Source organism: Achromobacter sp. ACM01 (genome assembly GCF_014851745.1).
Classification (GTDB): Bacteria; Pseudomonadota; Gammaproteobacteria; order Burkholderiales; family Burkholderiaceae_B; genus Achromobacter; species Achromobacter aegrifaciens.
On the sequence record NZ_JACVAF010000005.1, the window covers coordinates 314,842 to 337,975 of the forward strand.

22 protein-coding genes are annotated in these 23,134 nt (G+C 67.0%); 10 read left to right on the forward strand and 12 right to left on the reverse strand.

Annotated features, from left to right (window positions below; all coding sequences use genetic code 11):
* The first annotated feature begins 158 nt into the window (after positions 1-158).
* The gene (gene rpsT, locus IB268_RS24200) at positions 159-422 is read left to right on the forward strand and encodes a 30S ribosomal protein S20 (protein ID WP_006396042.1); all 264 of its coding nucleotides are present in this window, start codon (positions 159-161) and stop codon (positions 420-422) included.
* Between the two features lie 149 nt (positions 423-571).
* On the opposite strand, the gene IB268_RS24205 is transcribed toward rpsT, so the two are convergent.
* A complete protein-coding gene (locus tag IB268_RS24205) occupies positions 572-1,444 on the reverse strand; it encodes a LysR family transcriptional regulator (RefSeq protein ID WP_225591466.1) in 873 nt (290 codons plus the stop codon).
* 208 nt (positions 1,445-1,652) lie between these two features.
* Between IB268_RS24205 and IB268_RS24210 the strand changes: the two genes are divergently transcribed.
* From IB268_RS24210 to IB268_RS24220, 3 genes are read left to right on the forward strand one after another with little or no spacing between them, the layout of a single operon-like run.
* Complete coding sequence (locus IB268_RS24210) at positions 1,653-3,224, forward strand: GMC family oxidoreductase (protein ID WP_192354916.1); 1,572 nt, start codon at positions 1,653-1,655, stop codon at positions 3,222-3,224.
* Positions 3,221-4,693 carry an aldehyde dehydrogenase family protein gene (locus IB268_RS24215; RefSeq protein ID WP_225590302.1) on the forward strand — a complete coding sequence of 491 codons (1,473 nt, stop codon included), beginning with the start codon at positions 3,221-3,223 and terminating at the stop codon, positions 4,691-4,693. Before IB268_RS24210 ends, IB268_RS24215 begins: the two co-directional genes overlap by 4 nt.
* Positions 4,694-4,735: 42 nt before the next feature.
* A complete protein-coding gene (locus tag IB268_RS24220) occupies positions 4,736-5,635 on the forward strand; it encodes a catalase (RefSeq protein WP_054452394.1) in 900 nt (299 codons plus the stop codon).
* Here the strand turns inward: IB268_RS24220 and IB268_RS24225 are convergent.
* A complete protein-coding gene (locus IB268_RS24225) occupies positions 5,593-6,546 on the reverse strand; it encodes a LysR family transcriptional regulator (RefSeq protein ID WP_054452397.1) in 954 nt (317 codons plus the stop codon). The two genes, IB268_RS24220 and IB268_RS24225, sit on opposite strands and share 43 nt — an antisense overlap.
* 115 nt (positions 6,547-6,661) lie before the next feature.
* Between IB268_RS24225 and lysA the strand changes: the two genes are divergently transcribed.
* Entirely contained in the window at positions 6,662-7,897 is a 1,236-nt protein-coding gene (lysA, locus tag IB268_RS24230; RefSeq protein ID WP_119449300.1) for a diaminopimelate decarboxylase, read from the forward strand.
* Positions 7,898-7,903: 6 nt separating this feature from the next.
* On the opposite strand, the gene garL is transcribed toward lysA, so the two are convergent.
* From garL to IB268_RS24260, 6 genes are all read right to left on the reverse strand, one after another.
* On the reverse strand, positions 7,904-8,671 hold the full coding sequence (garL, locus tag IB268_RS24235; protein ID WP_054452400.1) for a 2-dehydro-3-deoxyglucarate aldolase: 768 nt from the start codon (positions 8,669-8,671) through the stop codon (positions 7,904-7,906).
* 74 nt (positions 8,672-8,745) lie between these two features.
* Positions 8,746-9,741: a tripartite tricarboxylate transporter substrate binding protein gene (locus tag IB268_RS24240; protein ID WP_175181439.1), complete on the reverse strand. Its 996-nt coding sequence runs from the start codon at positions 9,739-9,741 to the stop codon at positions 8,746-8,748.
* A 47-nt stretch (positions 9,742-9,788) separates the two neighbouring features.
* Positions 9,789-11,534, reverse strand: coding sequence for an L-arabinonate dehydratase (gene araD / locus IB268_RS24245; protein ID WP_192354917.1), 1,746 nt, complete (start codon positions 11,532-11,534; stop codon positions 9,789-9,791).
* Between the two features lie 47 nt (positions 11,535-11,581).
* Positions 11,582-12,688, reverse strand: a complete 1,107-nt coding sequence (locus tag IB268_RS24250; protein ID WP_192354918.1) for an Ldh family oxidoreductase — start codon at positions 12,686-12,688, stop codon at positions 11,582-11,584.
* A 49-nt stretch (positions 12,689-12,737) separates the two neighbouring features.
* The gene (locus IB268_RS24255; RefSeq protein WP_118932816.1) at positions 12,738-13,511 is read right to left on the reverse strand and encodes a FadR/GntR family transcriptional regulator; all 774 of its coding nucleotides are present in this window, start codon (positions 13,509-13,511) and stop codon (positions 12,738-12,740) included.
* A gap of 80 nt (positions 13,512-13,591) precedes the next feature.
* The gene (locus IB268_RS24260) at positions 13,592-14,521 is read right to left on the reverse strand and encodes a dihydrodipicolinate synthase family protein (RefSeq protein ID WP_059379899.1); all 930 of its coding nucleotides are present in this window, start codon (positions 14,519-14,521) and stop codon (positions 13,592-13,594) included.
* Between the two features lie 224 nt (positions 14,522-14,745).
* On the opposite strand from IB268_RS24260, the gene IB268_RS24265 reads away from it, so the two are divergent.
* The 3 genes from IB268_RS24265 to IB268_RS24275 all read left to right on the forward strand — a co-directional run bounded on the left by IB268_RS24265 (position 14,746) and on the right by IB268_RS24275 (position 17,880).
* Positions 14,746-15,759 carry a tripartite tricarboxylate transporter substrate binding protein gene (locus tag IB268_RS24265; protein ID WP_054453632.1) on the forward strand — a complete coding sequence of 338 codons (1,014 nt, stop codon included), beginning with the start codon at positions 14,746-14,748 and terminating at the stop codon, positions 15,757-15,759.
* Between the two features lie 74 nt (positions 15,760-15,833).
* Complete coding sequence (locus IB268_RS24270; protein WP_192354919.1) at positions 15,834-16,820, forward strand: tripartite tricarboxylate transporter substrate binding protein; 987 nt, start codon at positions 15,834-15,836, stop codon at positions 16,818-16,820.
* Between the two features lie 103 nt (positions 16,821-16,923).
* Positions 16,924-17,880 carry a 2-hydroxyacid dehydrogenase gene (locus IB268_RS24275; protein WP_054452409.1) on the forward strand — a complete coding sequence of 319 codons (957 nt, stop codon included), beginning with the start codon at positions 16,924-16,926 and terminating at the stop codon, positions 17,878-17,880.
* A 143-nt stretch (positions 17,881-18,023) separates the two neighbouring features.
* On the opposite strand, the gene IB268_RS24280 is transcribed toward IB268_RS24275, so the two are convergent.
* From IB268_RS24280 to radA, 3 genes are all read right to left on the reverse strand, one after another.
* The gene (locus tag IB268_RS24280; protein WP_054452411.1) at positions 18,024-18,263 is read right to left on the reverse strand and encodes a hypothetical protein; all 240 of its coding nucleotides are present in this window, start codon (positions 18,261-18,263) and stop codon (positions 18,024-18,026) included.
* 162 nt (positions 18,264-18,425) lie between these two features.
* Entirely contained in the window at positions 18,426-19,205 is a 780-nt protein-coding gene (locus tag IB268_RS24285; RefSeq protein ID WP_054453641.1) for a sulfite exporter TauE/SafE family protein, read from the reverse strand.
* Positions 19,206-19,288: 83 nt separating this feature from the next.
* Complete coding sequence (radA, locus tag IB268_RS24290; RefSeq protein ID WP_059379903.1) at positions 19,289-20,650, reverse strand: DNA repair protein RadA; 1,362 nt, start codon at positions 20,648-20,650, stop codon at positions 19,289-19,291.
* A 413-nt stretch (positions 20,651-21,063) separates the two neighbouring features.
* Between radA and IB268_RS24295 the strand changes: the two genes are divergently transcribed.
* Positions 21,064-21,699, forward strand: coding sequence for a hypothetical protein (locus tag IB268_RS24295; RefSeq protein WP_192354920.1), 636 nt, complete (start codon positions 21,064-21,066; stop codon positions 21,697-21,699).
* Between the two features lie 98 nt (positions 21,700-21,797).
* A complete protein-coding gene (gene hpaR / locus IB268_RS24300; RefSeq protein ID WP_054452418.1) occupies positions 21,798-22,262 on the forward strand; it encodes a homoprotocatechuate degradation operon regulator HpaR in 465 nt (154 codons plus the stop codon).
* Here hpaR and hpaD read toward each other — a convergent pair whose 3' ends face one another.
* On the reverse strand, positions 22,263-23,114 hold the full coding sequence (gene hpaD, locus IB268_RS24305) for a 3,4-dihydroxyphenylacetate 2,3-dioxygenase (RefSeq protein ID WP_192354921.1): 852 nt from the start codon (positions 23,112-23,114) through the stop codon (positions 22,263-22,265).
* Positions 23,115-23,134: the final 20 nt, after the last annotated feature.

Consider the following 23,134-nt stretch of genomic DNA (forward strand, 5'->3'; position numbering starts at 1 on the left):
GACCATCCGCAAGGGCTCTCCAGCCCAGGGAATTCCTCCCGCAGCGCCCCCCGCCCGGTTGACGGGCGCTCCATCGGCTGATCAAACATTAAAAGCTTGCATTCCCGTAGGGACTTGCTACAATGTTCGACTTTGCCGAATTCAACTTATATAGCAACATGGCCAATACCGCCCAAGCCCGCAAGCGCGCTCGCCAATCCGTTGAGCGCAACAAGCACAATTCCAGCCTGCGCTCGATGCTGCGCACCGCCATCAAGCGCGTTCGCCAATCCATCGCCGCTGGCGACAAGGCTGCGGCTGGCGAAGTGTTCCAGAAGGCCTCCAGCGTGATCGATCGCGTGGCCGACAAGAACATCATCCACAAGAACAAGGCCGCTCGCCACAAGAGCCGCCTGGCTGCCGCCATCAAGGCGCTGGCCTAAGCCATTCTGCCGCCCTGTTTTCAGGGCGTCACGAATACGGCAAATGAAAAAGGATGCCCATGGGCATCCTTTTTTGCGTTTCGGGCCGCCGCAAAGCCTCTATTTTTCGGCGTCCATATACTCCCCTTTGCCCCTTGCGCCCGCCGCGGCTATAACTGCGCCGCGATCCGCTCGGCGAAGAAATCGATGAACGCGCGCACCCGGGCAACCTCCGCCGATCGGGGCGGCCATAGCAGCGAAACGCTGCCCCGGTTTTCCGTGTAATCCTCGAGCACCGGCCGCAGCCGCCCCGCCGCCACGTCTTCCTTTACCAGGTAGCTGGGCGCCTGCACGATCCCCAAGCCGCCGATCGCCGCGGACGCCAGGGCCTCGCCATCATTCAATATGCTGGAGGGTTTGAATACCCTGCCCGACGGCTCTCCCTTGAAAGCCCAGGTTTCCGTCCTGCCAGTCGTTGGAAACCGATAGTAGATACAGCAATGCTCACCGAGATCCGCAGGCGTGCGCGGCGTGCCGCGCTGGGCCAGATAAGCGGGCGAGGCGCAAGTCGTGAACGCGTGCGGGCCGATGTTGCGGGCCTGCAGCCCTGAATCCTCCAGTTCGCCCAGGCGCAATACGAGGTCGTATCCGTCCTCGATCACGTCGACGATCAGGTCGTCCAGGTTGATGTCGACCATCACCTCGGGAAAGCGCGCGTGGAAGTCGCTGAGCGCCGGCAACACGATCCTGCGGCCCATCACCGTGGGAACACTGATCTTGAGCCGGCCGCGGGGCGCGTTCTGCACCAGCTGCAACTCGCGCTCCGCCTCCTGGAGATCCTTCAGGATCTTGCTGACATAGCGGTACAGGACCTCGCCTTCACCGGTCGGCCCCAGAGAGCGCGTACTGCGATGCAGCAGCCGCACGCCCAGCTTGAGCTCCAGCCTTTCAACCGCCTTGCCCGCCGCGGACGCGGACAGGCCCAGCTTGCGCCCGGCCGCAGCGAAACTGCCGGACTCCACCGTGGCCGCGAAGGCCACCATTCCACTGAACGATTCGATCGAAAAGGTTCCGGACATATGTTCGCGACTCTAAAGACCGCCACCCGTCTTCTGTCGGAGGCGGTACCGATGAATGATGCATCCCAATGGGATGCCGGGCTGAACGCTGGCTACAGCTGATTCGATCAGCCGTCGATGCGCTTGAACCTCCGATCCTGACACAAGGCTGGAATTTTTAGAGGAGACCACAATGAATACAGGACTACGCCACCCTTCGGCGTCAGAAAATTCAGACTTTCAGCACGCTGCCTTCGACATCATCGTGGTGGGAGGCGGTTCGGCGGGCGCCGTGCTGGCCAGCCGCCTGAGCGAGGATCCCGCCCGCCGGGTACTGCTGCTCGAGGCCGGCCAGGCCTATCCGCCCCACGCCTACCCGGACGCCGTCCGCGCCCAGAACATCATCGGCGGCGACGCCAAACACGACTGGGGATACGTGTCCCGGCCAGGCTGGGGCGGAAAGTCCTTCCCGGTTCCGCGGGGCAAGGTGCTGGGCGGCTCCTCGGCCGTGAATGCCGGCGTCTGGATGCGCGCGCCCGCAGCCGACTTCGAGCGCTGGACCCGAGCAGGACTGCCGCATTGGTCCATCGCCGACGCGCTGCCATTCTTCCGCGGCAGTGAATGGACCGCCTCGGGCGCGGACCAATGCCATGGCCGCACCGGCCCGGAGCCGGTGCACCAGTTGCAGGACGACGAAATCTCCGACATGCAGCGCGCGTTCCTGGTTTCGGCCCAGATGGCGGGCCATGCCCGCGTGCAGGACTTCAACAGCGACGCGCCTTTCGGCGTCGGTCCCTACCCGATGAACAACCGCATGGGCCAACGGCTGAACACGGGTATGACCTACCTGTCGGACGTCGTGCGCGCCCGACCCAACCTGACGATCTACAGCGAGACGCTGGCGGATCGCGTCGAGATTGAAAATGGCCGGGCGCAGGCCGTGATCCTGGCCGATGGCGAGCGGATCGCAGCCGGCGAAGTCGTACTCGCGGCTGGGACGTATGGATCGGCGGCCATCCTGCTTCGCTCCGGCATCGGGCCGGCGGCGGACCTCAAGGCCCTGGACATCCCCCTGGTCGCCGATCTTCCGGTCGGCCTGCGACTGCAGGAGCATCCCTTCTACTTCACGGTCTGGGCCGCGCATCCCGACCGGCTGGGGCTGCCCATCCCGCCGGTTGGCGCCATCCTGTGGACCCGGTCATCCCGGGCCGGGCCCGGCGACGGCGACCTGCATGTCAGCGCAGTGCATTATGGCGACCCCGCCGACTCGCCCACCGGCGCAATCTTCATGCTGGCCCTGGCGCTGACTCGCCCCAGCTCCATCGGCAGCCTCAAGCTGCAAGACCGCGATCCCCGCACTGCGCCGCTCATCGACCTCAACATCCTGGGGACTGCGCGCGATCGGAAACTGATGGTCGAAGGCATTCAATTGATCCGCCGGATCGCGAGCCAGGGCCCGCTGTCCGAGATCATCGCTCAGGAGCTCGTGCCGGGCCCCGCCGCAGCGGACGCTGCGGCGCTGGAAGCGGCCCTGCCGACAGCGTTGGACATCTATCACCACCCCACCTCGACCGCCCCCATGGGCGGCGACGGCGATCCTGGCGCGGTAACGGACTATCAGGGACGCGTGCGCGGCATCGCCAGACTGCGAGTCGCGGACGCATCCTGTTTCCCGGACGTCCCCTCCGTCGCCACCAATCCCACCGTAGTCATGCTGGCCGAACGCGTCAGCCACTGGATCAGGAACACGGAGGCCAGATCATGAAAGATGCCGCAAACACCGCCTGGACCCGCAAGGCCTACAACTGGATCGGCGGCGTCCAGCGCTCCGAAGGCGCCCTGAGGGAATCGATCGACCCTGCCACCTACAACATCATCGGCCACTACCCCGACAACGGCTTGGCGGCGGCAAAGTCGGCCGTCACGGCAGCCGTACGCGCCTTCCGCACGACGCCTTGGGCCCATGACCACGAACTGCGCGCCCGCGTGCTGGAGCAGTTGGCGCGGGCATTCGAGCGCAACCGCGACCGGCTGCTGGACATCCTCTCCCTCGAAAACGGCAAGATCAAGGGCGAAGCGGGCTTCGAGCTCGACATGATTCCAAGCAAGCTGCGTTACGCGGCCGCCGCCGCCCTGCTCGAAAGCGGCCGGGCGCTGACGCCCAGGCCCGGCAGCATTTCCATGGTCCTGCGCCAACCCATGGGCGTAGCGGCGGTGATCGCGCCCTGGAATTCACCGGCCGTGCTGACGATACGGTCGCTGGCGCCGGCGCTGGCGGCCGGCTGCACGGCGGTCGTCAAGCTGCCCGGCCAGGTGGCGCAAACAGCCAGCTTCATGGCCGAGATCATGGCCGAGGCGGAGGACCTTCCGGACGGCGTGATCAATCTGTTCTTCGAAAGCGGACCCGATGGCTCCGCCTATCTGGTGGACTCGCCCGAGGTTCCCGTCATCAGCTTCACCGGCTCCACCCGCACGGGCCGCGCGATCAGCGCCGCCGGCGCCAGGCACTTGAAGCGCTTCGGCATGGAACTCGGCGGCAAGACTCCCATGATCCTGTTCGATGACGCGGACGTGGACGCGGCGCTGCCCGTGCTTGAAAAGGCCTTGACTGTCTTCAGCGGCCAGTTCTGCATGACCGGCTCCCGCTTGCTGGTCCAGGACGGCATCTACGCCGAGGTTCGCGACGGACTGGCCTGCCGGCTGCGCAAGGTCAAGGTCGGCCCGGCTGCCGATCCGGACAGCGACATGGGGCCGCTGATCGACCGCGCCAGCGTCGAACGCGTCGACCATGCCGTCGTCCTTGCGATCGCGGCGGGCGCCACCGCAGTCGAACGCGGCGGGCCGGTGGACACAGGCCCGCTGGCCAGCGGCGCCTTCTACCGCCCCACGCTCCTGGAGGTGACCGAAAACAGCCTGGCCATCGTCCAGCAAGAAACTTTCGGCCCGGTGTTGACGATCCAGCGCTTTGCCGACGAGGCCGAAGCCATACGCCTGGCCAACGACAGCGAATACGGCCTGGCCGCCAGCGTCTGGACCCGCGACGTCGAGCGGTCGCTGCGTGTCGCGCAAGCCATCGACGCAGGTTCGGTATGGATCAACGACTGGGCCAAAGTCTACGACAGCACCGAGGAAGGCGGCTTCAAGCAATCCGGGCTGGGACGCCTGAATGGCGTGGCCGCGCTGGAGGACTTCATCGAATACAAGCACATCGCGCTCAAATCCGGCCTCGGCTAATGCCGACCGGCCAGAACGTCCATTAGAAAAAAGGAGACTCCCATGCCGGATTCCATCGCCGCAAAGCTGATTGACGCGCTCCATGCGGGCGCGGACGTCCCGCCAGGCTGCCGCGTCAATCACGCGCGCGGACTGCTTGTGGAAGGCAGATTCCTTGGCGTGCCCCGGGCAGCGCAATTCTGCGCTTCGCCCATGTTCAACGACGCTGAGCAGCCGCTCCTCGCCCGATTCTCGGACTCCGGCCCCGACCCGCGGATTCGCCAGGACAGTCCGCAAGCCGAACCGCGCGGCCTGGCCGTGCGTATCGGACAGGGTTCGCAGTTGGTGCTCGTAGGCCACTCGATCGAAGGTTTTCCCGCGCAAGACCCGCAGACGTTTCTTGCATTCATACAGGCCCTGAACACGCAGCACACCGCCCCCGAGGCGTTGCAAGCCCATCTGGCGACCAATGCGCCGGCGCAACGCTTCGGCCAACTGCAGCAAGACGCCCTGCCCACGGGCTACGCCTCCCGCAGCTATCACATGCTTCATTCCTACCGCCTGACCGCCGCGGATGGCGGGACGCGAACTGGCAGGCTGACGATCCGGGGCAGGAATGCCGATGGCGCTCACAAGGCCCTGACCGGTCGGAACTGTATGGACGAGGCCTTGCGCCATGCAATGGCGGCGGGCCCGGTGGCGCTGGAACTGGCGTTTACCCCGGAGCCGGAACGAGGCATGACGGACGACCCGTCCACGGGCTGGCCAGGGCATGGCGGCTCGCTGCTCCTGGGATATCTGATGCTGGAACGCCTTGCGCCAGATCAGGACGCACAGCGCACCCTGGTATTCGACCCTTCCATCCTGCCTGCCGGCATCGCGTTCGCGGGCGACCCGTTGCTGAAGGCGCGCTTGCAGGCCTACCGGCTGGCGGCAGAGCGACGACTGCGCGGCACTTCCTGATCCAGGCCAGACGCCAGGCGGCTCCGGGCCGCCTGCGCCGCCTCGCGCAACGACGCCATCAATGCATCCACCAGCGGATTGCCCGGCCGGTGCTCTGGAAACACCACGCTGACCCGGAACGGAAACGAGCGCGCCAAGGGGCGGATATGCAGGCCCCGGCCGGCAAAATCCAGCGCAGTCAGCGGGTTCACGATGGCCAGGCCCAGGCCCTGGCGCACGAAGGTACACACAGACACGGCAGTCGTCGTCTCGACGATGGACCGCCGCAGCACGCCGGCTTCGGCAAAGGCTTCGTCGATCTGGATACGGTAGGGATCGCTGGAGGACAGGCTGACGAACGCATGGCCCTCGAAATCGGCCAGCTCGATGCGCTGCCTGCCCAGGAGTTCGTGGGCGTCGGGCAGCACGCAGACTTCGTCCACTTCCAGCAGCAGCTCCACGCGCGTGCCGGCCGGCGCCGCGTCGTGCTCGGTCAGGCCCAGGTCGTAGCGCTGGGCGCTCAGCCATTCCTCCAGGAAGGGCGATTCCTGGGTTTCCAGCGCCAGGCTCACCCCGGGATGGCGCTCATGGAAACGCCTGAACGCGTCCGGCAGGATCGAATGGGAAAAGACCGGCAGCGCGATCACCGACAGTTGCCCGCCCTTGTAGGCCCGCAGGCGGGCCGCGGCCGAAGCGACCCGTTCCAGGCCGGCGTAGGACTGGCGGACCTCGTCGAACAGCGCCAGGCCCGGCATGGTGGGCCGCAGCCGCCCTGCCACCCGGTCGAACAGCGTGAAGCCTATGCCCTGCTCCATGCGCGCCAGCTCGCGGCTGACGGTCGGCTGGGAAGAGCCCAGCAGCTCGGCCGCCTTGGTCACGCTGCCGGCGATCATGACCGCACGGAAGACTTCGATTTGCCGGTGCGTCAGCATCGCCTACCCATATCAAGAATGAATCGATCAAGGAATTTTAAGCATTTTACTGGATGACCGAAGCCGGGCATCATGCCGCCTTGTTTTCACTTCCACCAACAAGGTTTCGCCCGCCATGGCCTTCGATCCGCGCCAACTCACCCAACTCGCCGCCGAGCACGGCACGCCGCTCTGGGTGTACGACGCCGCCGTCATCCGTGAACGCATTGCGCAACTGCGCCGCTTCGACACCATCCGCTATGCGCAGAAGGCCTGCTCCAACCTGCACATCCTGCGCCTGATGCGCGCCGAAGGCGCCGTGGTGGACGCCGTCTCGCTGGGCGAGATCGAGCGCAGCCTGGCTGCGGGTTTCCAGCCCCAGGGCGAGCCGGAAGGCATCGTCTTCACCGCGGACCTGATCGACCACGCCACGCTGGCCGCGGTGCTCAAGCACGGCATCACCGTCAACGCCGGTTCCCTGGACATGCTGGCCCGCGTGGGCCAGGCCTCGCCCGGCCATCGCGTCTGGCTGCGCATCAACCCGGGTTTCGGCCACGGCCACAGCAACAAGACCAATACCGGCGGCCCGCAGAGCAAGCACGGCATCTGGATCGGCGATGTGGCCGAAGCCATGGCCATCGTGCGCCGCCACGGCCTGAAGCTGGTCGGCATCCACATGCATATCGGCTCGGGCGTGGACTACGCCCACCTGTCCAGCGTGTGCGACGCCATGGTCGACGTGGTCGCCTCGCTGGACCATGACATCGAAGCCATTTCGGCGGGCGGCGGCCTGTCCATCCCGTACCGCGAAGGCGATGCCCGTATCGACTGCGACCACTACTTCGAGCAATGGGACGCGGCGCGCCGCCGCATCGCCGAACGCCTGGGCCACGAGATCCGCCTGGAGATCGAGCCGGGCCGCTTCCTGGTCGCCGAGGCCGGCGCGCTGGTGTCGGAAGTGCATTCGATCAACCGCCGCCCGGAGCGCGACTTCGCGCTGGTCGATGCCGGCTTCAACGACCTGATGCGCCCGGCCATGTACGGCAGCTATCACCGCATTTCGGTGCATGCGCCCGATGGCGGCAGGCCGCAGGGCGCGGCGGAGACCCGCATCGCCGTGGCCGGCCCGCTGTGCGAATCGGGCGACGTGTTCACCCAGGACGCCGGCGGCGTCGTGTCGGATCAGTTGCTGCCGCAGCCGCGCATCGGCGACTTCCTGGTGTTCCACGACGCGGGCGCCTATGGCTCGTCCATGTCCTCGAACTACAACAGCCGCCCGCTGGCGCCCGAAGTGCTGCTGGACAACGGCGCGGCGCGGCTGATCCGCCGGCGCCAGACGATAGGCGAACTGCTGGCGCTGGAAGACGCCTGAGCGCCATCAGGTCGGGAACGCCTCGCGCAAGGCGAAGGTTGCCTGCTTGAACACGCCCAGGTCGGTGCCCACCGCCACGAAGTGCATGCCCATGTCCAGGTAGCGCCGCGCGTCCGCATGCACCGGCGCAAGAATGCCCACGGCCTTGCCTTGGGCGGACACCCGCTGGTACAGATGGCGGATGGCCTCCTGGACTTCGGGATGGCCGGGATTGCCGATATGTCCCAGCGCCGCGGCCAGGTCGGACGGCCCGATGAACACGCCGTCCACGCCTTCTACCGAAGCGATCTCGTCCACCGCGGCGATGCCCGGGCGGCTTTCTATCTGCAGCAGCACGCAGATGTTGTCGTTGATGGTGTGCAGGTAGTCCGGCACCGTGCCATAGCGGTTGCTGCGCTGGGCGCCCGCCACGCCGCGCATGCCCTGCGGCGGATAGCGCGTGGCGGCCACGGCCCGGCGCGCGTCCTCTTCGGATTCGATGAACGGAATCAGCAGGTTGTAGAAGCCGATATCCAGCAGCCGCTTGATCTCCACCGGATCGTTCCACGACGGCCGGCCGACAGCGGCGCTGGCGCTGCCCTGCAAGGCCTGCAGCTGCTGCAGGAACATCGGCACCTCGTTGGGCGAGTGCTCGCCGTCCAGCAGCAGCCAGTCGAAATCGGCCAGGCCCACGAGCTCGGCCGTGATGTGGCTGGACATGCACATCCAGAATCCGATGAGCCGTTCGCGCGCCAGGATGCGTTGGCGGAAACGGTTGGGTAGGGGTGAGTTCATTGCACTTTTCACTTCATCAAGAAAAACAGGTCAGGCCGGGCCAGCAAGCCCGGCCGCGCATTCAATCCACGCATTCAATCCATTTTCGCGCCCGAGGCCTTGGCGGCCTTGCCCCATTTCGTGATCTCGTTATCCACGAACGCCGAGAACGATTTCGGGTCGTCGGCCACCACCACGAACCCCACGCTCTCCAGCTTCTGCCGGATCTCGGGCGAGGATAGCGCCTTCACCGTCGCCTGGTTCAGGCGCTGGATCACGGCGGGCGGCGTCTTCGCTGGCGCCGACAAGCCAAACCAGGACTCGGCCGAAAAACCCGGATAGCCTGATTCCGCCACCGTCGGCGTATCGGGATAGGCGGGATTGCGCTTGGCGCTGGCCACGGCCAGTGCGCGCAGCTTGCCCGACGTGACCTGCGGCAGCAACGCGTCCTGGTTCAAGAACAATACCGAGACACGGCCTCCGATGGTGTCGGTGATGGCGGCGGCGCCGCCCTTGTAAGGCACGTGCACCAGGTCGATCTTGGCGTCCTGTTTCAGCATCTCCATGGCCAGGTGGCCGGAGGAGCCGCTGCCCGAACTCGCATGCGTGTACTTGCCCGGATTCTCCCGCGCCAGCTTGATGAAGTCCGCGAAAGTCTTGCCCGGGAAGTCGTTGTTGGCCACCAGCACATTGGGGCCCGTTGCCAGCAGCGAGATATGCGCGAAGTCGCTGTTGCGGTATGGCATGTTCTGGTAGATCGCGTAGCTGATGGCGTTGGACCCCACGCCGGACAGCAGCAGGGTATAGCCGTCGGGCTCGGCCTTGGCCACCATGTCGGAGCCGATATTGCCATTGGCGCCGCCCTTGTTCTCCACCACCACGGTCTGGCCCAGCTCCTTGGACAGTTCGGCCGCCAGCAGGCGCCCCACCGAATCGGTGCTGCCGCCCGCGGGGAACGGCACCACCAGCTTGAGTTGCTTGGCGGGCCAGGCCGCGCCCTGCGCCATCAGCATGCCGGGCAGCATGGCCAGTGTCCCCGCCGCCGCCAGGATGGCCAGGCGCGCGCGCGCCGCCGGTTTCTTCTGTTGCATGGTTGTCTCCTCTATGGTTTTTTTAGTATGTGCGCCCGGTGTCCGGGTCAGTGGATTTCGGGCTCGCCCGCGGCCGGAGCGCGCGTTTCGGTCTGAAGAAAATCAAAATCGCAGCCCGTGTCGGCCTGGCCGATATGCTTGAGGTACAGCACGCCATAGCCGCGCTCGAAACGCGGCGGCGGCGCCTGCCAGGCGGCGCGGCGCGCGGCAAGCTCCTCGTCGGACACCAGCAGTTCCAGGCGCCGCGCCGGCACGTCCAGCGTGATGCGGTCGCCGTCCTGCACCAGCGCCAACGGGCCGCCCACATAGGCCTCAGGCGCCACGTGCAGCACACAGGCGCCATAGCTGGTGCCGCTCATGCGCGCATCCGAAATGCGCACCATGTCGCGCACGCCCTGCTTCAGGAACTTTTGCGGAATCGGCAACTGCCCCCATTCGGGCATGCCGGGCGCGCCCTGCGGCCCCGCGTTCTGCAGCACGATGACGCTGTCGGCATCCACGTCCAGGTCGGGGTCGTCGATGCGCGCCGCCATGTCGTTGTAGTCCTTGAAGACCACCGCGCGGCCCGTGTGCACCTGCAGATGCGCCTCCATCGCGGGCGGCTTGATCACCGCGCCGTCGGGCGCCAGGTTGCCGCGCAGCACCGCCAGCCCGTCGCGCTCGATCAGCGCCTGCGCACGCGGCCGGATCACGTCTTCATTGAAGATCCGCGCGCCCGCGATGTTCTCGCCCAGCGTGCGGCCGTCCACGGTGCGCTGCGTCGTGTCCAGCAGGTCGCCCAGCTGCACCAGCATGGCGCGCAGGCCGCCGGCGTAATAGAAGTCTTCCATCAGGTACTTGCCGGCCGGCCGCAGATTGGCCAGCACCGGCGTGGTGCGCGCCAGATGGTCGAAGCGGTCCAGGTCCAGCCCGAAGCCGCTGCGCCGCGCCATGGCGATCAGGTGCACCACGGAATTGGTTGAGCCGGACAGCGCCAGCACCGTGCGCACGGCATTGTCGAACGACGCGGCGGTCAGCAGGTCCGAGGGCTTCAGGTCTTCCCACACCATTTCCACGATGCGCTTGCCGGTCAGGCTGGCCATCTGCGCGTGGCGCGAATCCGGCGCGGGGATCGACGAAGCGCCCGACAGGCACAGGCCCAGCGCCTCGACCGCGCCCGTCATGGTGGACGCGGTGCCCATCGTCATGCAGTGGCCGGGCGAACGGGCGATGCCGTCCTCCACGCCCTGCCAGTCTTCCTCGGTAATGTTGCCGGCGCGCAGCTCGGCCCAGTATTTCCAGGTGTCCGAGCCCGAGCCCAGCGTGTTGCCGTTCCAGTTGCCGCGCAGCATGGGGCCGGCCGGCATGAAGATGGTGGGCAAGTCCATGGACACCGCGCCCATCAGCAGCGCGGGCGTGGTCTTGTCGCAGCCGCCCATCAGCACACAGCCGTCCGCGGGATAGGAGCGCAGAAGCTCTTCGGTCTCCATCGCCAGCAGGTTGCGGTAGAGCATGGTGGTCGGCTTCTGGAAGGGTTCCGACAGGCTCATGGCGGGCATTTCCACCGGGAAGCCGCCCGCCTGCCAGATGCCGCGCTTGACCTCTTCGACGCGCTGCTTGAAGTGGCTGTGGCAGGGGTTGATGTCGCTCCAGGTGTTGATGATGGCGATCACCGGCTTGCCGGCGTAGTCCGAGCGGTGATAGCCCATCTGCGCGGTGCGCGAACGGTGGCCGAACGAGCGCAGGTCGCGCACGCCATACCAGCGGTGGCTGCGCAGTTCTTCGGGTTTCTTGCGCTTGTCTGAATTGCTCATGTCTCTGTTCCTGTGCTCTTGGGCAAGGGTTTATAGGGAAAACGGAATCACGCCGGGTCCAGCAGATAAGGCGTGCCGGCGCGCTCGCAGATGGCGCGCAGGCGTTCGGCCAGCGCGGCGGAAATGGGTATGCCGGCGCGCAGCCGGCGCGCGCGCTCGGCGGCTTCGGGCTCGCCCGCCACCAGCACCGGCTCGTCCGGGTTGGCGGGCGGCGTATCGTGCATGGCGTCGATCATGTCGTCCATGTCGGACTCGAACGAGCCCGCCGCGCGGAAGGCGTCGGGGTTCAAGGCCAGGAAGAAATGGCCCACATTGTCGGGTTCGCCCGGCCGGCGCGTCGGTGCGCGGCGCGCGGCGAAGGCGCTGCCGCTGAGCGTGCCGCCCAGGATCTGCGCCATCATCGCCAGGCCGTAGCCCTTGTGGCTGCTCATGGCGGCAGTGCCGCCCAGCGGGGTCAGGCCGCCCTCGGGATGCGTGAAGATAAATTGCATGGCGGCCGCCGCATCGGTAACCGCGCCGCCCTGCCCGTCCACCGCCCAGCCTGGCGGCAAGGGCTGATCCAGGAAGTCGTAGACCTTGACCTTGTTGGCGGCGACGGTGGTGGTCGCCATGTCCAGCACAAAGGGTTCGTTGTAGGCGGCCGGCGCGCCGAAGGCGATGGGATTGGTGCCCAGCATGGGCATGGCGCCGCGCGTGGGCACCATGATGACGCCGTTGGCGCTGCTGGTCACCAGCCCGACCACGCCGCGCTCGACCGCGATGCGCGCATAGACGCCGGCCGCGCCGAAGTGATGCGAATTACAGACCGACACGGCGCCCACGCCGTGCTCCAAAGCCTTGTCCACCGCCAGGTTCATGGCCTGCGCCGCCACCGGATAGCCCAGGCCGCCCATGCCGTCGATCAGCGCGCTGGCGCCGCCGTCGCGCAGGATCCGCGGCCTGGCGTCCAGCCGCAGGGCGCCAGCGCGCAGCTTGTCCTCGTATGCCGGCAGCATAGAGATGCCGTGCGAGTCGATGCCCAGCAGGTCGGTGCGCGCCATCAGGCCCGCGGTGATGTGCGCCAGGTCCTGCGCCATGCCCCAGGCCATCAGCACCTGCAGGATCTGCTCGCGGACCTGCTCCACCGGCACTTCCGCCGCGATATTCCCTTGCACTCTGGTCTCCTGTAGTTTTGGTTTGATCGCAGCGGGCGGACGGAAGGGATCAATCGCGCTCGCGGTCCACCAGCCGGTGACGGGCCTGGCCCAGATGGAACTGCATGGCCACGCGGGCGCGCTCGCTGTCCTGTTCGCGGATGGCGTCCAGGATCGCGGCATGCTCGTCCACCACGCGCTGCGCACGCTGGCGCGAACCGGTGCGGGTCAGGTTCAAGGTCAGCCGCATGAAGCCGCTGATGGATTCGTGGATGCTTTCCAGCACGCCCAGATAGAAGTCGTTGCCGCTGGCTTCGGCGATGCTGGCATGGAAGGCCAGGTCGGCCTCGGCCGACACCTGGCCGCGCGCCAGGCTGTCGGCGAAGGCCGCATGCGCATCGGCGATCTTCCTGAGCTGCTCGTCGGTGCGCCGCAGCGCCGCCAGGCGCGCGGCGTCGCCCTCCAGCGCCACCCGGACCTCCTGGGCCCGCAGGTAGGCGCTGACGTTCTGCACGTCGTTGAAGGTCTTCAGGCGCGGTGCGGGCGCATGGCTGACAAAGGTGCCCAGCCCCTGGTGCGCGGTGATCAGGCCGTCGGCGCGCAGCCGCAGCAGCGCTTCGCGCACCACCGGACGCGAGACGCCGAAGCGTTCGGATATTTCGTTCTCGGAAGGCAGCTTGTCGCCCACGTTCAACCCGCCAGAGACGATCTGCTCGAAGATCTGGCCGTACAGCTGATCCGCCAGCCGCACCCGGTGCCCGCGTTCGAGCACCAGCGCGCCCGCGGCATCGTGTTCGGCGGGCGCCTGCGGCGCTGGCGCGGGTGTTGCTTTGGGTCGGGCCACGAAACCTCCTCGATGCTATGGCGCTGTCCGCGATGGCGGGACAGCGCTCATCGTACCGTCAATGCGCGGCGCCAGTGCGCTCACGCAGCAGCCGCCTCCCGGTCCCAGGCCGCCAGGGCGCGCGCCACCGGCGCCACCCGCTCGCGCTCGGCGGCGGAGATGCCGGTCAGCAGGGGCAGCATCGGCCCCATGTCCGCCACGCCCGACAGCGTCACGGCATCGTGCAGCACGCGGATGGGACTGATGCTGTCGCGGCAGTCTTCCAGGCCCAGGTACTGCTGGCGCACAGCCTCGGCTTCGTCATAGCGGCCGTCGCGCAGCAGATGCAACAGGCGCATCGAACCGCGCGGCGCCACGCAGACCGAGCCGGAGGTGAAGCTCTTCAGGCCGAAATCGCGGTAGTGCACGATGGCCGGACGTTCGCCGATGCCGCTGACGATCCAGCGCGCGTCCACCGCCTGCAGCAGCGATGACAGGTAGGCGTCCTGCGACGGATCATCGCGCACGACGGCGTACTTGAAGGCCACGATGCGGCCCTCTTCGATCAGGCGCGCGGCGCTTTCCGGCGCCAGGTAGCCGGACGACTTGATGTAGATCACCGCGGGCTTGCCCAGCGCGTCCGTGAAGCGGCGCACGCCTTCGGCCAGGCCCGCGTCCGTGTAGGGAAAGGACATGGGCAGCAACATGGCCGTGGGAAACGCACGCGTACGCAGGATCGCCGCCTGGTCCATCATCTTGCCGTAGTCGGGCCCCACGGAAGGCAGGATCCACGTGTCCGCGCCCGCCAGTCCGGCCAGCATGTCGACGATGCGCGCGTACTCGCCCACGCCCACGTTGTAGAAGTTAGCGTTGCCGCCATACATCACGTTGCGCACGCCGCCCGCTTCCAGATGGCCGAGCAAGGCCTTGTTGGCCGCCTCGTTCAGGGAAAGATCGTCGTGGCGCGCCAGCGGCGGCACGGCGATGACCGAACGCTGCAAATCCTGCGCGGTGACCGGGGAGGTTTTCATGGACGGGGCTCCTGGCTGATCCTGCTATCGGGTGTGGGGGTTCGAAAAAGTATACTTGGTTGACAAGCACAAGCTCAATACATATATTTGTTTTACAAGTAGTCCGGCAGCAAAACGCAGGGCGCCGCGGGGTGCCATGCGGCGTCAAAGCCTCGGGCCATGCCAGGGGCGGAATACCCCCAGAAACGATGCGCGGCCACGCGCACACCGAGGAGACGAATTCCATGCATGCAGCCCCTGCGCGAGGCCGGTCCGCCTTGGCCGTTCTTTGCAGCGCCGCCCTGGCGGCGGCCGCCTTCCTGTCGCCGGCCGCGCCGGCGCGGGCAGACTACCCGGAACGGGACGTCAAGATCATCGTGCCCTTCCCGGCCGGCGGCACCACCGACATCGCGGCCCGCATCGTCGCCGCCGAACTCGGCAAGACCTGGAACAAGGCCGTGGTGGTGGACAACAAGGCAGGCGCAGGCGGCAACGTCGGCACGGCCGAAGCCGCCCGGGCCGCGCCGGACGGCTACACGCTGCTGATGGGCACCGTCAGCACCCATGCGATCAACCAGTCGGTCTATGCCAAGCTGCCTTACGACCCGGTCAAGGACTTCGTGCCGGTGACGCTGGTGATCCCCGTACCCAACATCCTGGAACTCAACCCCGCGTTTGCCGACAAGCACGGCATCCGCACGGTGGCCGACCTGATCAAGTACCTGAAGGCCAATCCGGGCAGCGTCAACATGGCGTCCACCGGCAACGGCACCTCCACGCATCTGTCGGGAGAGCTGTTCCAGAACATGACGGGCACGCGGATGACCCACGTGCCGTACAAGGGCAGCAGCCCCGCGCTGACCGATGTGATGGCCGGTTCCGCCGATCTGATCTTCGACAACCTGCCGTCCTCCATGGGGTTCCTCAAGAGCGGCAAGCTGCGCCCGCTGGCCGTCACCAGCGCCCAGCGTTCACCCGCCTTGCCCGACGTCCCCACCATGGCCGAGGCCGGCGTGCAGGGCTATGACGCGTCCAGCTGGTTCGGCCTGCTGGCGCCCGCCGGCACGCCGCAGGCGGTGGTCGACAAGATCCAGCGCGACGTGGCCGCGGCCCTCAAGCAGGAATCCGTGCGCACGCAGTTGCAGGCGCAAGGCGCCACGCCCTCCGGCAACACGCCGGCCCAGTTCAAACAGTTCATGGCGCAGGAATCCGCCAAATGGGCGGAGGTCGTGAAGAAATCCGGCGCCAAGGTCGACTGACCCCAAGCCGATCCGGGTCCGTCCGCAACGCGTGGGCGGCGGGCTCTTCATCAGCACGCGAACCAGGAGACACCATGAACAAACTGATGAGCGCCGTGGCCGTCGCAGCCGCCGTCGCCGCAGGCGCCGTGCTGCCCGGGATGCCCGCGGCGCAGGCCGCCGGCTATCCCGACAAACCCGTGACGATGATAGTGCCTTTCGTGCCGGGCGGTTCTTCCGACATTACCGCGCGCTCGGTCACGCCGGGGCTGACGAAAATCCTGGGGCAGACCTTCGTGGTCGAAAACAAGCCCGGCGCCAACAGCGCCATCGGCGCGCAGGCGCTGGCCCGCTCCACGCCTGACGGGTACACCATGATGGTCGGCTCCATCGGCACCTTCGCCATCAACGAGGCGCTCTACAAGAACCTGTCGTACAACCCCAGCAAGGACTTCGAATACCTGACGCAGGCGGTGCGCAATCCCAACGTGCTGGTGGCAGCGCCGACGTTTCCGGCCAGCACCGTCGCCGAACTGGTCGAATACGCGAAGAAGAATCCGGGCAAGGTGTCCTATGCCTCGTCGGGCACGGGTTCGTCGGACCACCTGTCCGCCGTGCTGTTCCGCCAGCGCACCCAGAGCACGGGCGTGGACGTCCCCTACCGCGGCGGCGGCGCGGCCATCGCCGACCTGATCGGCGGGCAGGTCAACGTGTCATTCCAGAACCTGGGCGCGGTCCAGACCCACATCAAGGCCGGCAAGCTCAAGGCGCTGGCCATCACGGGCGACGCCCGCGCCGCCGACCTGCCGGACGTGCCCACGCTGGCCGAGGCCGGCATCAAGGACATGGTGGTGTACTCCTGGCAAGGCTTTGCCGTGCCCAAGGGCACGCCCGCGCCCATCGTCCAGCAACTGTCCAAGGCCTTGCAGACCGCGCTGCGCGATCCCCAGACCGAGAAGACCCTGCAAGGCCTGGGCTTCGAGGTCGTGGCCAACACGCCGCAGCAGTTCACGGCATTCCAGCAGGCCGAGGTCAAGCGCTGGAAGGACGTCATCCAGAAAGCCAACATCCAGCTCGAGTAAGGTCGCGATCGGGACCCGGGATGCCCCTGGCGGGCATCCTGTCAGCCTGCATCAAGGCCGGATCAAGTAGCATCAACGTTTTGCCACCCACCTGTACGACAACATGACCACCAAGCATCGCATCATCCAGGTCGGCTCGCTGGCCGGTTCCCCCTACGCCAACAAGACGCTCGCGGACCGCTACGACGTCGTCGAACTATGGAAGTACCCGGACCGCAAGGCGGCGCTGGCCGAGCATGGCAAGGGCGTCACCGCCGTCGTCACGTCCGCCACCTACGGCGCCAACGCCGAACTCATTAACGCCCTGCCCGACCTGAAGGCCATCTGCAGCTGGGGCGTGGGCTACGAGACCATCGACGTCCAGGCCGCCAAGCAGCGCGGCGTGCAGGTCAGCAATACCCCCGACGTGCTGACCGACTGCGTCGCCGATCTGGCCTGGGGCCTCCTGATCGCGGGCGCGCGCCACATGGGCCAGGGCGAACGCTTCGTGCGCGCGGGCCAGTGGGGCCAGGTGCATGGCGGCATCCCGCTGGGCCAGCGCGTCAGCGGCAAGAAGCTGGGCATCGTCGGCCTGGGCCGCATCGGCGAGGCCATCGCCCGCCGCGGCATGGGCTTCGACATGGACGTGCGCTACCACAACCGCCGCAAGCGCGATGACGTGGAATACGGCTACGAAGCCTCGCTCACCGACCTGGCCAAGTGGGCCGACTTCCTCATCGTGGCCACCGTCGGCGGTCCCAGCACGCGCCATCTGGTCAACCGAGAAGTGCTGGAAGCGCTGGGCCCCACGGGCATCATCGTCAACATCGCGCGCGGCCCCGTCATCGACGAGACCGCGCTGGTCGCCGCGCTGGAAGCCGGCAAGCTGGGCTGCGCCGCGCTCGACGTGTTCGAGCACGAGCCCAAGGTACCCGAAGCGTTGCTCAAGACCGATCGCGCAGTGCTGCTGCCGCACATCGGCAGCGCCACGCTGGAAACCCGCGTGGCCATGGAGAACCTGATGCTGGAAAACCTGCAGGCGTTCTTCGAGACCGGCCGCGTGATCACTCCTGCGGAGTAAGGCCCGCCCTGCGCCGCAGCTGCGGCGCGCCAAATGAAAAAGCCTCTCGGCGCCCATACCGAGAGGCTTTCGACTTTCCGGCCCCCGCGGGAATCGGAAGTCGTTTGCGCAAAGGAACTACCGGGCGCTCAGGCCCTCAGTGCTTACTTCGCTGGCGCCGCTGCGCCGGAATGATCCGTCTTCGCGGCCCCGCCCGATTTGGCCGCCGCCGGTTTGGCGGAGGTCTTGTCGGACTTGTGATGCTTGTGCTGCGCCTGGGTCTTGGTTTCACCCGTCTTGGACGTGGCATCGGCGCCCGCCGCAAACGCCGAAGGCGCGGCAGCCAGACCGAGGCACAGGGCCGAGGTGGATAGGAACGCAGCAATACGGGAGTGAGTCGTCATTTCATGAACTCCTGAATGTAAAAGGACCGAAGTCCTTTTTTCGACACGGGGCGGCAACATCGCCGCTTTACCCGTTCCCGTTTGAACCGGCCCCATCCAGAAGGTTCAGCGCGGAACCAGAAAATTTCGGTCGCTAACGCTTCGAAATATGGCGCGGACGGTTCAGCTCTCGAACGCCAGCAGCGCCACGGTGGCGAACAGCATCAATGCGAAGCAGGCTCTCAGCTTGCGTTCAGGCAGACGGTACGCAAGCTTCACGCCCACCGGCACGAACAGCAGGCTGCCTATCGCCAGCGGCGCGCCGACCAGCCAATCGGCCTGCCCCGCCCAGGAGTAGGTGATCAACGCGATGAAAGATCCCGGAATCACCATGCTCAGCGCCAGCGCCTGCGCCGTGGTCTGCGGCAACCTGAACACGGACGTGATGATGGGCACGGCCAGCACCGCGCCGCCCACGCCGAAGAAGCCGCCCAGCGTGCCGCACAAAATGCCCAGCACGCTGGCGCGGCGCGGCGTGAAGACCGGGGCATCGCCCTTGGCCGCCGGCTTGCGCGCCGCAACGGGACGCGAGGCGCGCCAGGTCTGCCACACATAGAATAGCGCAATGAAGAACAGGAACACGGCGAAGCTGCGGCGCAGGATGCCGGAATCTATGCCCAGCGCCAGTTGCGCGCCGACCCAGGTGAACACCACGGCCCCGGCCGCTCCCGCCAACGCCACGCGCTTGTCGATGCGGGTCTGCTGGTTGTACTTGCGCACCGCCATCATGATGGTGGGCAGGACCATGATGAGCGCCGTGCCCTGCGCCAACTGCTGCGACATGCCCATCAACAGCACCAGCGCGGGAATCGCGATCAGGCCGCCCCCGATGCCCAGCACGCCGCCCATGAAACCGATCAGGCCGCCCGCAGCCAGGCACGCGGCGATAACTAACAGACTCACTTCTTGCTCCAGCAGGCCCGGCCAGTGCAGGCCGGGCAATCAGAATGTCGATATGAAACCGCCGCAGGCCGCCGCTCTCGGCGTCAGCGCAGCTTGTCCAGCGCGGCGTCCAGCCGGTCCACCGCCCAGATCTCCAGTCCTTCGATGGGCTGGCGCGGCGCGTTGGCCTTGGGGATCAGCGCAATCGAAAAGCCCAGCTTGGCCGCTTCGCGCAAGCGTTCCTGTCCGCGCGGCGCGGGCCGGATCTCGCCCGCCAGGCCGACCTCGCCGAAAGCAATCAGGCCGCGCGGCAGCGGCTTGTCGCGCAGCGAGGACATGATGGCCAGCAGCACCGGCAGGTCGGCCGCAGGTTCCGTGATGCGCACGCCGCCCACCGCGTTGACGAACACGTCCTGGTCAAAGGTGGACACGCCGGCGTGCCGGTGCAGCACCGCCAGCAGCATCGCCAGGCGGTTGCCCTCCAGGCCGACCGTGAGCCGGCGCGGGTTGGGCGCGTGCGAACTATCCACCAGCGCCTGGATCTCCACCAGCAGCGGGCGCGTGCCTTCCTGCGTGGCCATCACGCAGGATCCCGCGACCTGCTGTTCATGCTGCGACAGGAACAGCGCGGAAGGGTTGGCCACGCCGCGCAGCCCGCGGTCCGTCATGGCGAAGACACCCAGTTCATTGACCGCGCCGAAGCGGTTCTTGAAGGCGCGCACCAGGCGGAACGAGGAATGCGTGTCGCCCTCGAAATACAGCACGGTGTCCACGATGTGCTCCAGCACCCGCGGCCCGGCCAGCGCGCCGTCCTTGGTGACGTGGCCGATCATGACGATGGCGATGCCCGTCTGCTTGGCCAGGCGCGTGAGCTGCGCCGCGCATTCGCGCACCTGCGACACCGACCCCGGCGCCGCGGTCAGTTCGCCGCTGTACAGGGTCTGGATCGAGTCGATCACCGCCACAGTGGGCTTCTGCTCCGACACCGCCGCCTGGATCGACTCCAGCCGGATCTCGGCCAGCAGGTTGACGTTGCCCGTCTGCAGGCCCAGCCGGCGCGCGCGCAGCGCCACCTGCTCGGCGGATTCCTCGCCCGTCACGTACAGCACGTTGGTGACTTCGGACAGCGAGGCCAGCGCCTGCAGCAGCAAGGTGGACTTGCCTATGCCCGGGTCGCCGCCGATCAGCACCACGGCGCCGGCCACCAGGCCGCCGCCCAGCACACGGTCGAATTCTTCCAGCCCGGTAGGCTGGCGCGGCGTTTCGCGGGCCTCGATTTCAGACAGGCTGCGCACGGGGCTGGCGGCCGCCAGCGGCGCATAACGGTGGGAGGCGGCGGCCGGCGCCGACGATTCCACGGTTTCTTCCAGCGTGTTCCAGGCGTTGCAATGTGGGCATTTGCCCTGCCACTTGGGGGTGGTGCCGCCGCAATCGGAGCACACATATACGGTTCGGGATTTGGCCATGCGCGAAAGTGTACCGGCAAGCCAGGGCGGCATGCGCGCGCACACGCGCGCTTTCGTCCTCGCACGCCCCATGATGGGGCGGTATCTGTCATTCTGCTTTCAAAAACAGGGACGTGCTGAAGTTACATGATGCAAACTCAAGAAATTCTCTGGCGGATTTCTCCAAATCGCGCATAATCATCAGGTGCAGCGCATTGACGAACCGCCCGGCCCAGGGCGGCATACCTGCAGCCAGACGCCCTCGGGGCGCGGCGGCGGGAATCGCGGCGCAATCACCCGCGGCTTTCCAGGAAGCCGCCTAAACCGGAACAGGACCCGAGCTACGACGAGACCGCCGGACCACCGGCGCGGCGTGCGCAGAGGTCAGACGCGGATGCGCCTTGCCACCAGGCGCATGTGCGAGGAGTACGCGCATGAGCATTACCTACCGCCCCCCTTTCGACGAAGACGATGAACGGGATCTGCGCGCCTTGTATCGCAGGCACGGTCCCGGCGCCAATCCCGAATTGGACGCGGCAGTGCGCCGCCGTTGGCATCCCGGCCATAGCTGGCACCCCGCCTGGGGCGCTGCCGCTTGCGCGGCCATGGTCTTCGGCCTGTTCGCCTGGACCGAGATGCGCGAAGCCCAGGATTTTCCCGAGCAGAACACGCCTGTCATCACCCCCCACGAAATAGGGACAAGCTCGGAACGCGCGCCCGCGCTGCTGTCCACGCCTGCGCAAGCGCCCGCCGAACAGTCCGCGCCCGTCACCGAACGCGTGGCCGCGCCGCCGCAAGAAACGGCGCCGCAAGCCGCTCCTGCCCAGGAAGCCGCCCCCGCCGCCCAGGAAACCTCGCCCGCGGAACAACCAGCCGCCGAGCCCGCCGCGCCGGAAACGCCCGCCCTCAGCGATCAAGACATCGAAGCCCGCGTGACCCACATCCGGGCGCTGGTGCGCGAGGAACAGCAGGAAGAGGCCGTACAGGCGCTGCGCGAATTGCAGCAGGCCGCCCCCGACCTGACCCTGCCCGACGACCTGCAGGAACTGGCCCAGCAGAACCCCGCCTGATCACCGCAACCCATCGGCGCCGCGCCCGGCGCGGACCGATGGGCGCGCGCGTCCGATTTCGCTGCGGCGCGGCCCGGCTTCTTGCTAACATAGCCGCCATGAGTCCGAGCTTCCACCACCGCAATCTCCCCCATCTGCTGCTCTACGCGCGTGAAACGCTGATGGCGCACTTCCGCCCCATCCTGCACGCCGCGGGCGTCACCGAACAACAATGGCGGGTGCTGCGCACGCTGAGCGAAGTGGGCTCCATGGAACCCAACCAGATCGCCCGCACCTGCCAGATTCTCAGCCCCAGCCTCACGCGCATGCTGGCGGGCATGCAGGAACAGGGCCTGATCAAGCGCACGCGCTCCAGCGCCGATCAGCGGCGCCAGGAAATTTCGCTGACGCCCAAGAGCAACAAGCTGATCGACCGCATGCGTCCGCAAGTGGACGCGAAGTACCAGGAAATCGAGGCCCGGATCGGCAAGGAATTGCTGGACCGCCTGTATCGCGACGTCGACACCATGGTCGAACTGATCAAGCGCGAGCCCGCCGACGCGCGCGCCTCCGAAGAAGAATGATCAGGCCGGCACCGGGAAGATCGCGTTGATCTGCCCCGTGCCGGAACTGGCGAAGTAATCCGTCACGATCTCCACCGGCTGGTCGTAGCCGTCCCAGCCCAACAGGCCCAGCAGCATCGCGGTATCGTGCATGCCGCCCTCGCCCACGCACAGGTCCGCGTATTCGGGCAGCATGGCGCAGAAGGCCTTCCAGTCGCCCTGGCGCCACAACTCCACCACCCGCAAGTCCACCTGCCGGAAGAACTCGCGGCTGATCTGGTGCATGGCGGCCTCGGGGCTGCCGTTGTCGTTGAAGCGATGCGAAAGCGAACCGCTGGCCAGCACCGCCACGCGGCTGTCGCTGGCCTCGATGGCCTGGCGCAACGCCGCGCCGAAGCGGCGGCTTTCGTCCAGCGAGTGCCAGGCGCACCAGGCGGCTACCGACACCACTTTGAAGCGCCCGTCGCCATTCATGTAGCGCATCGGCACCAGTGTGCCGTACTCCAGTTCCAGGCTGTCGATTTCATGCGAACGCGTGCCCACGCCCGCGGCGTTGGCGCATTCAGCGATGCGGCGCCCCAGTTGCGGATTGCCGCGGTAGGCGTAATCCATGTCCTTGATGAAATGCGGCAGCTCGTTGCTGGTGTAGCGGCCCTTGAAGCCGCTGTTGCAGTTCACGTGATAGCCGCCGTTGACCAGCCAGTGCACGTCCAGCACCACAATGCTGTCCACATCCAGGTCGCGGCAACGCTGGCCGATGATGCGATGTCCCTGGATCGCCGCCTCCCTGCAACCCTGGTGCTTGCCAGGCAGTTCCGAAAGATACATGGACGGCACATGCGTTACCTTGGCCGCCAGCGCGAGCTTGCCCATGATGCTAGTCTCCTCGTTCC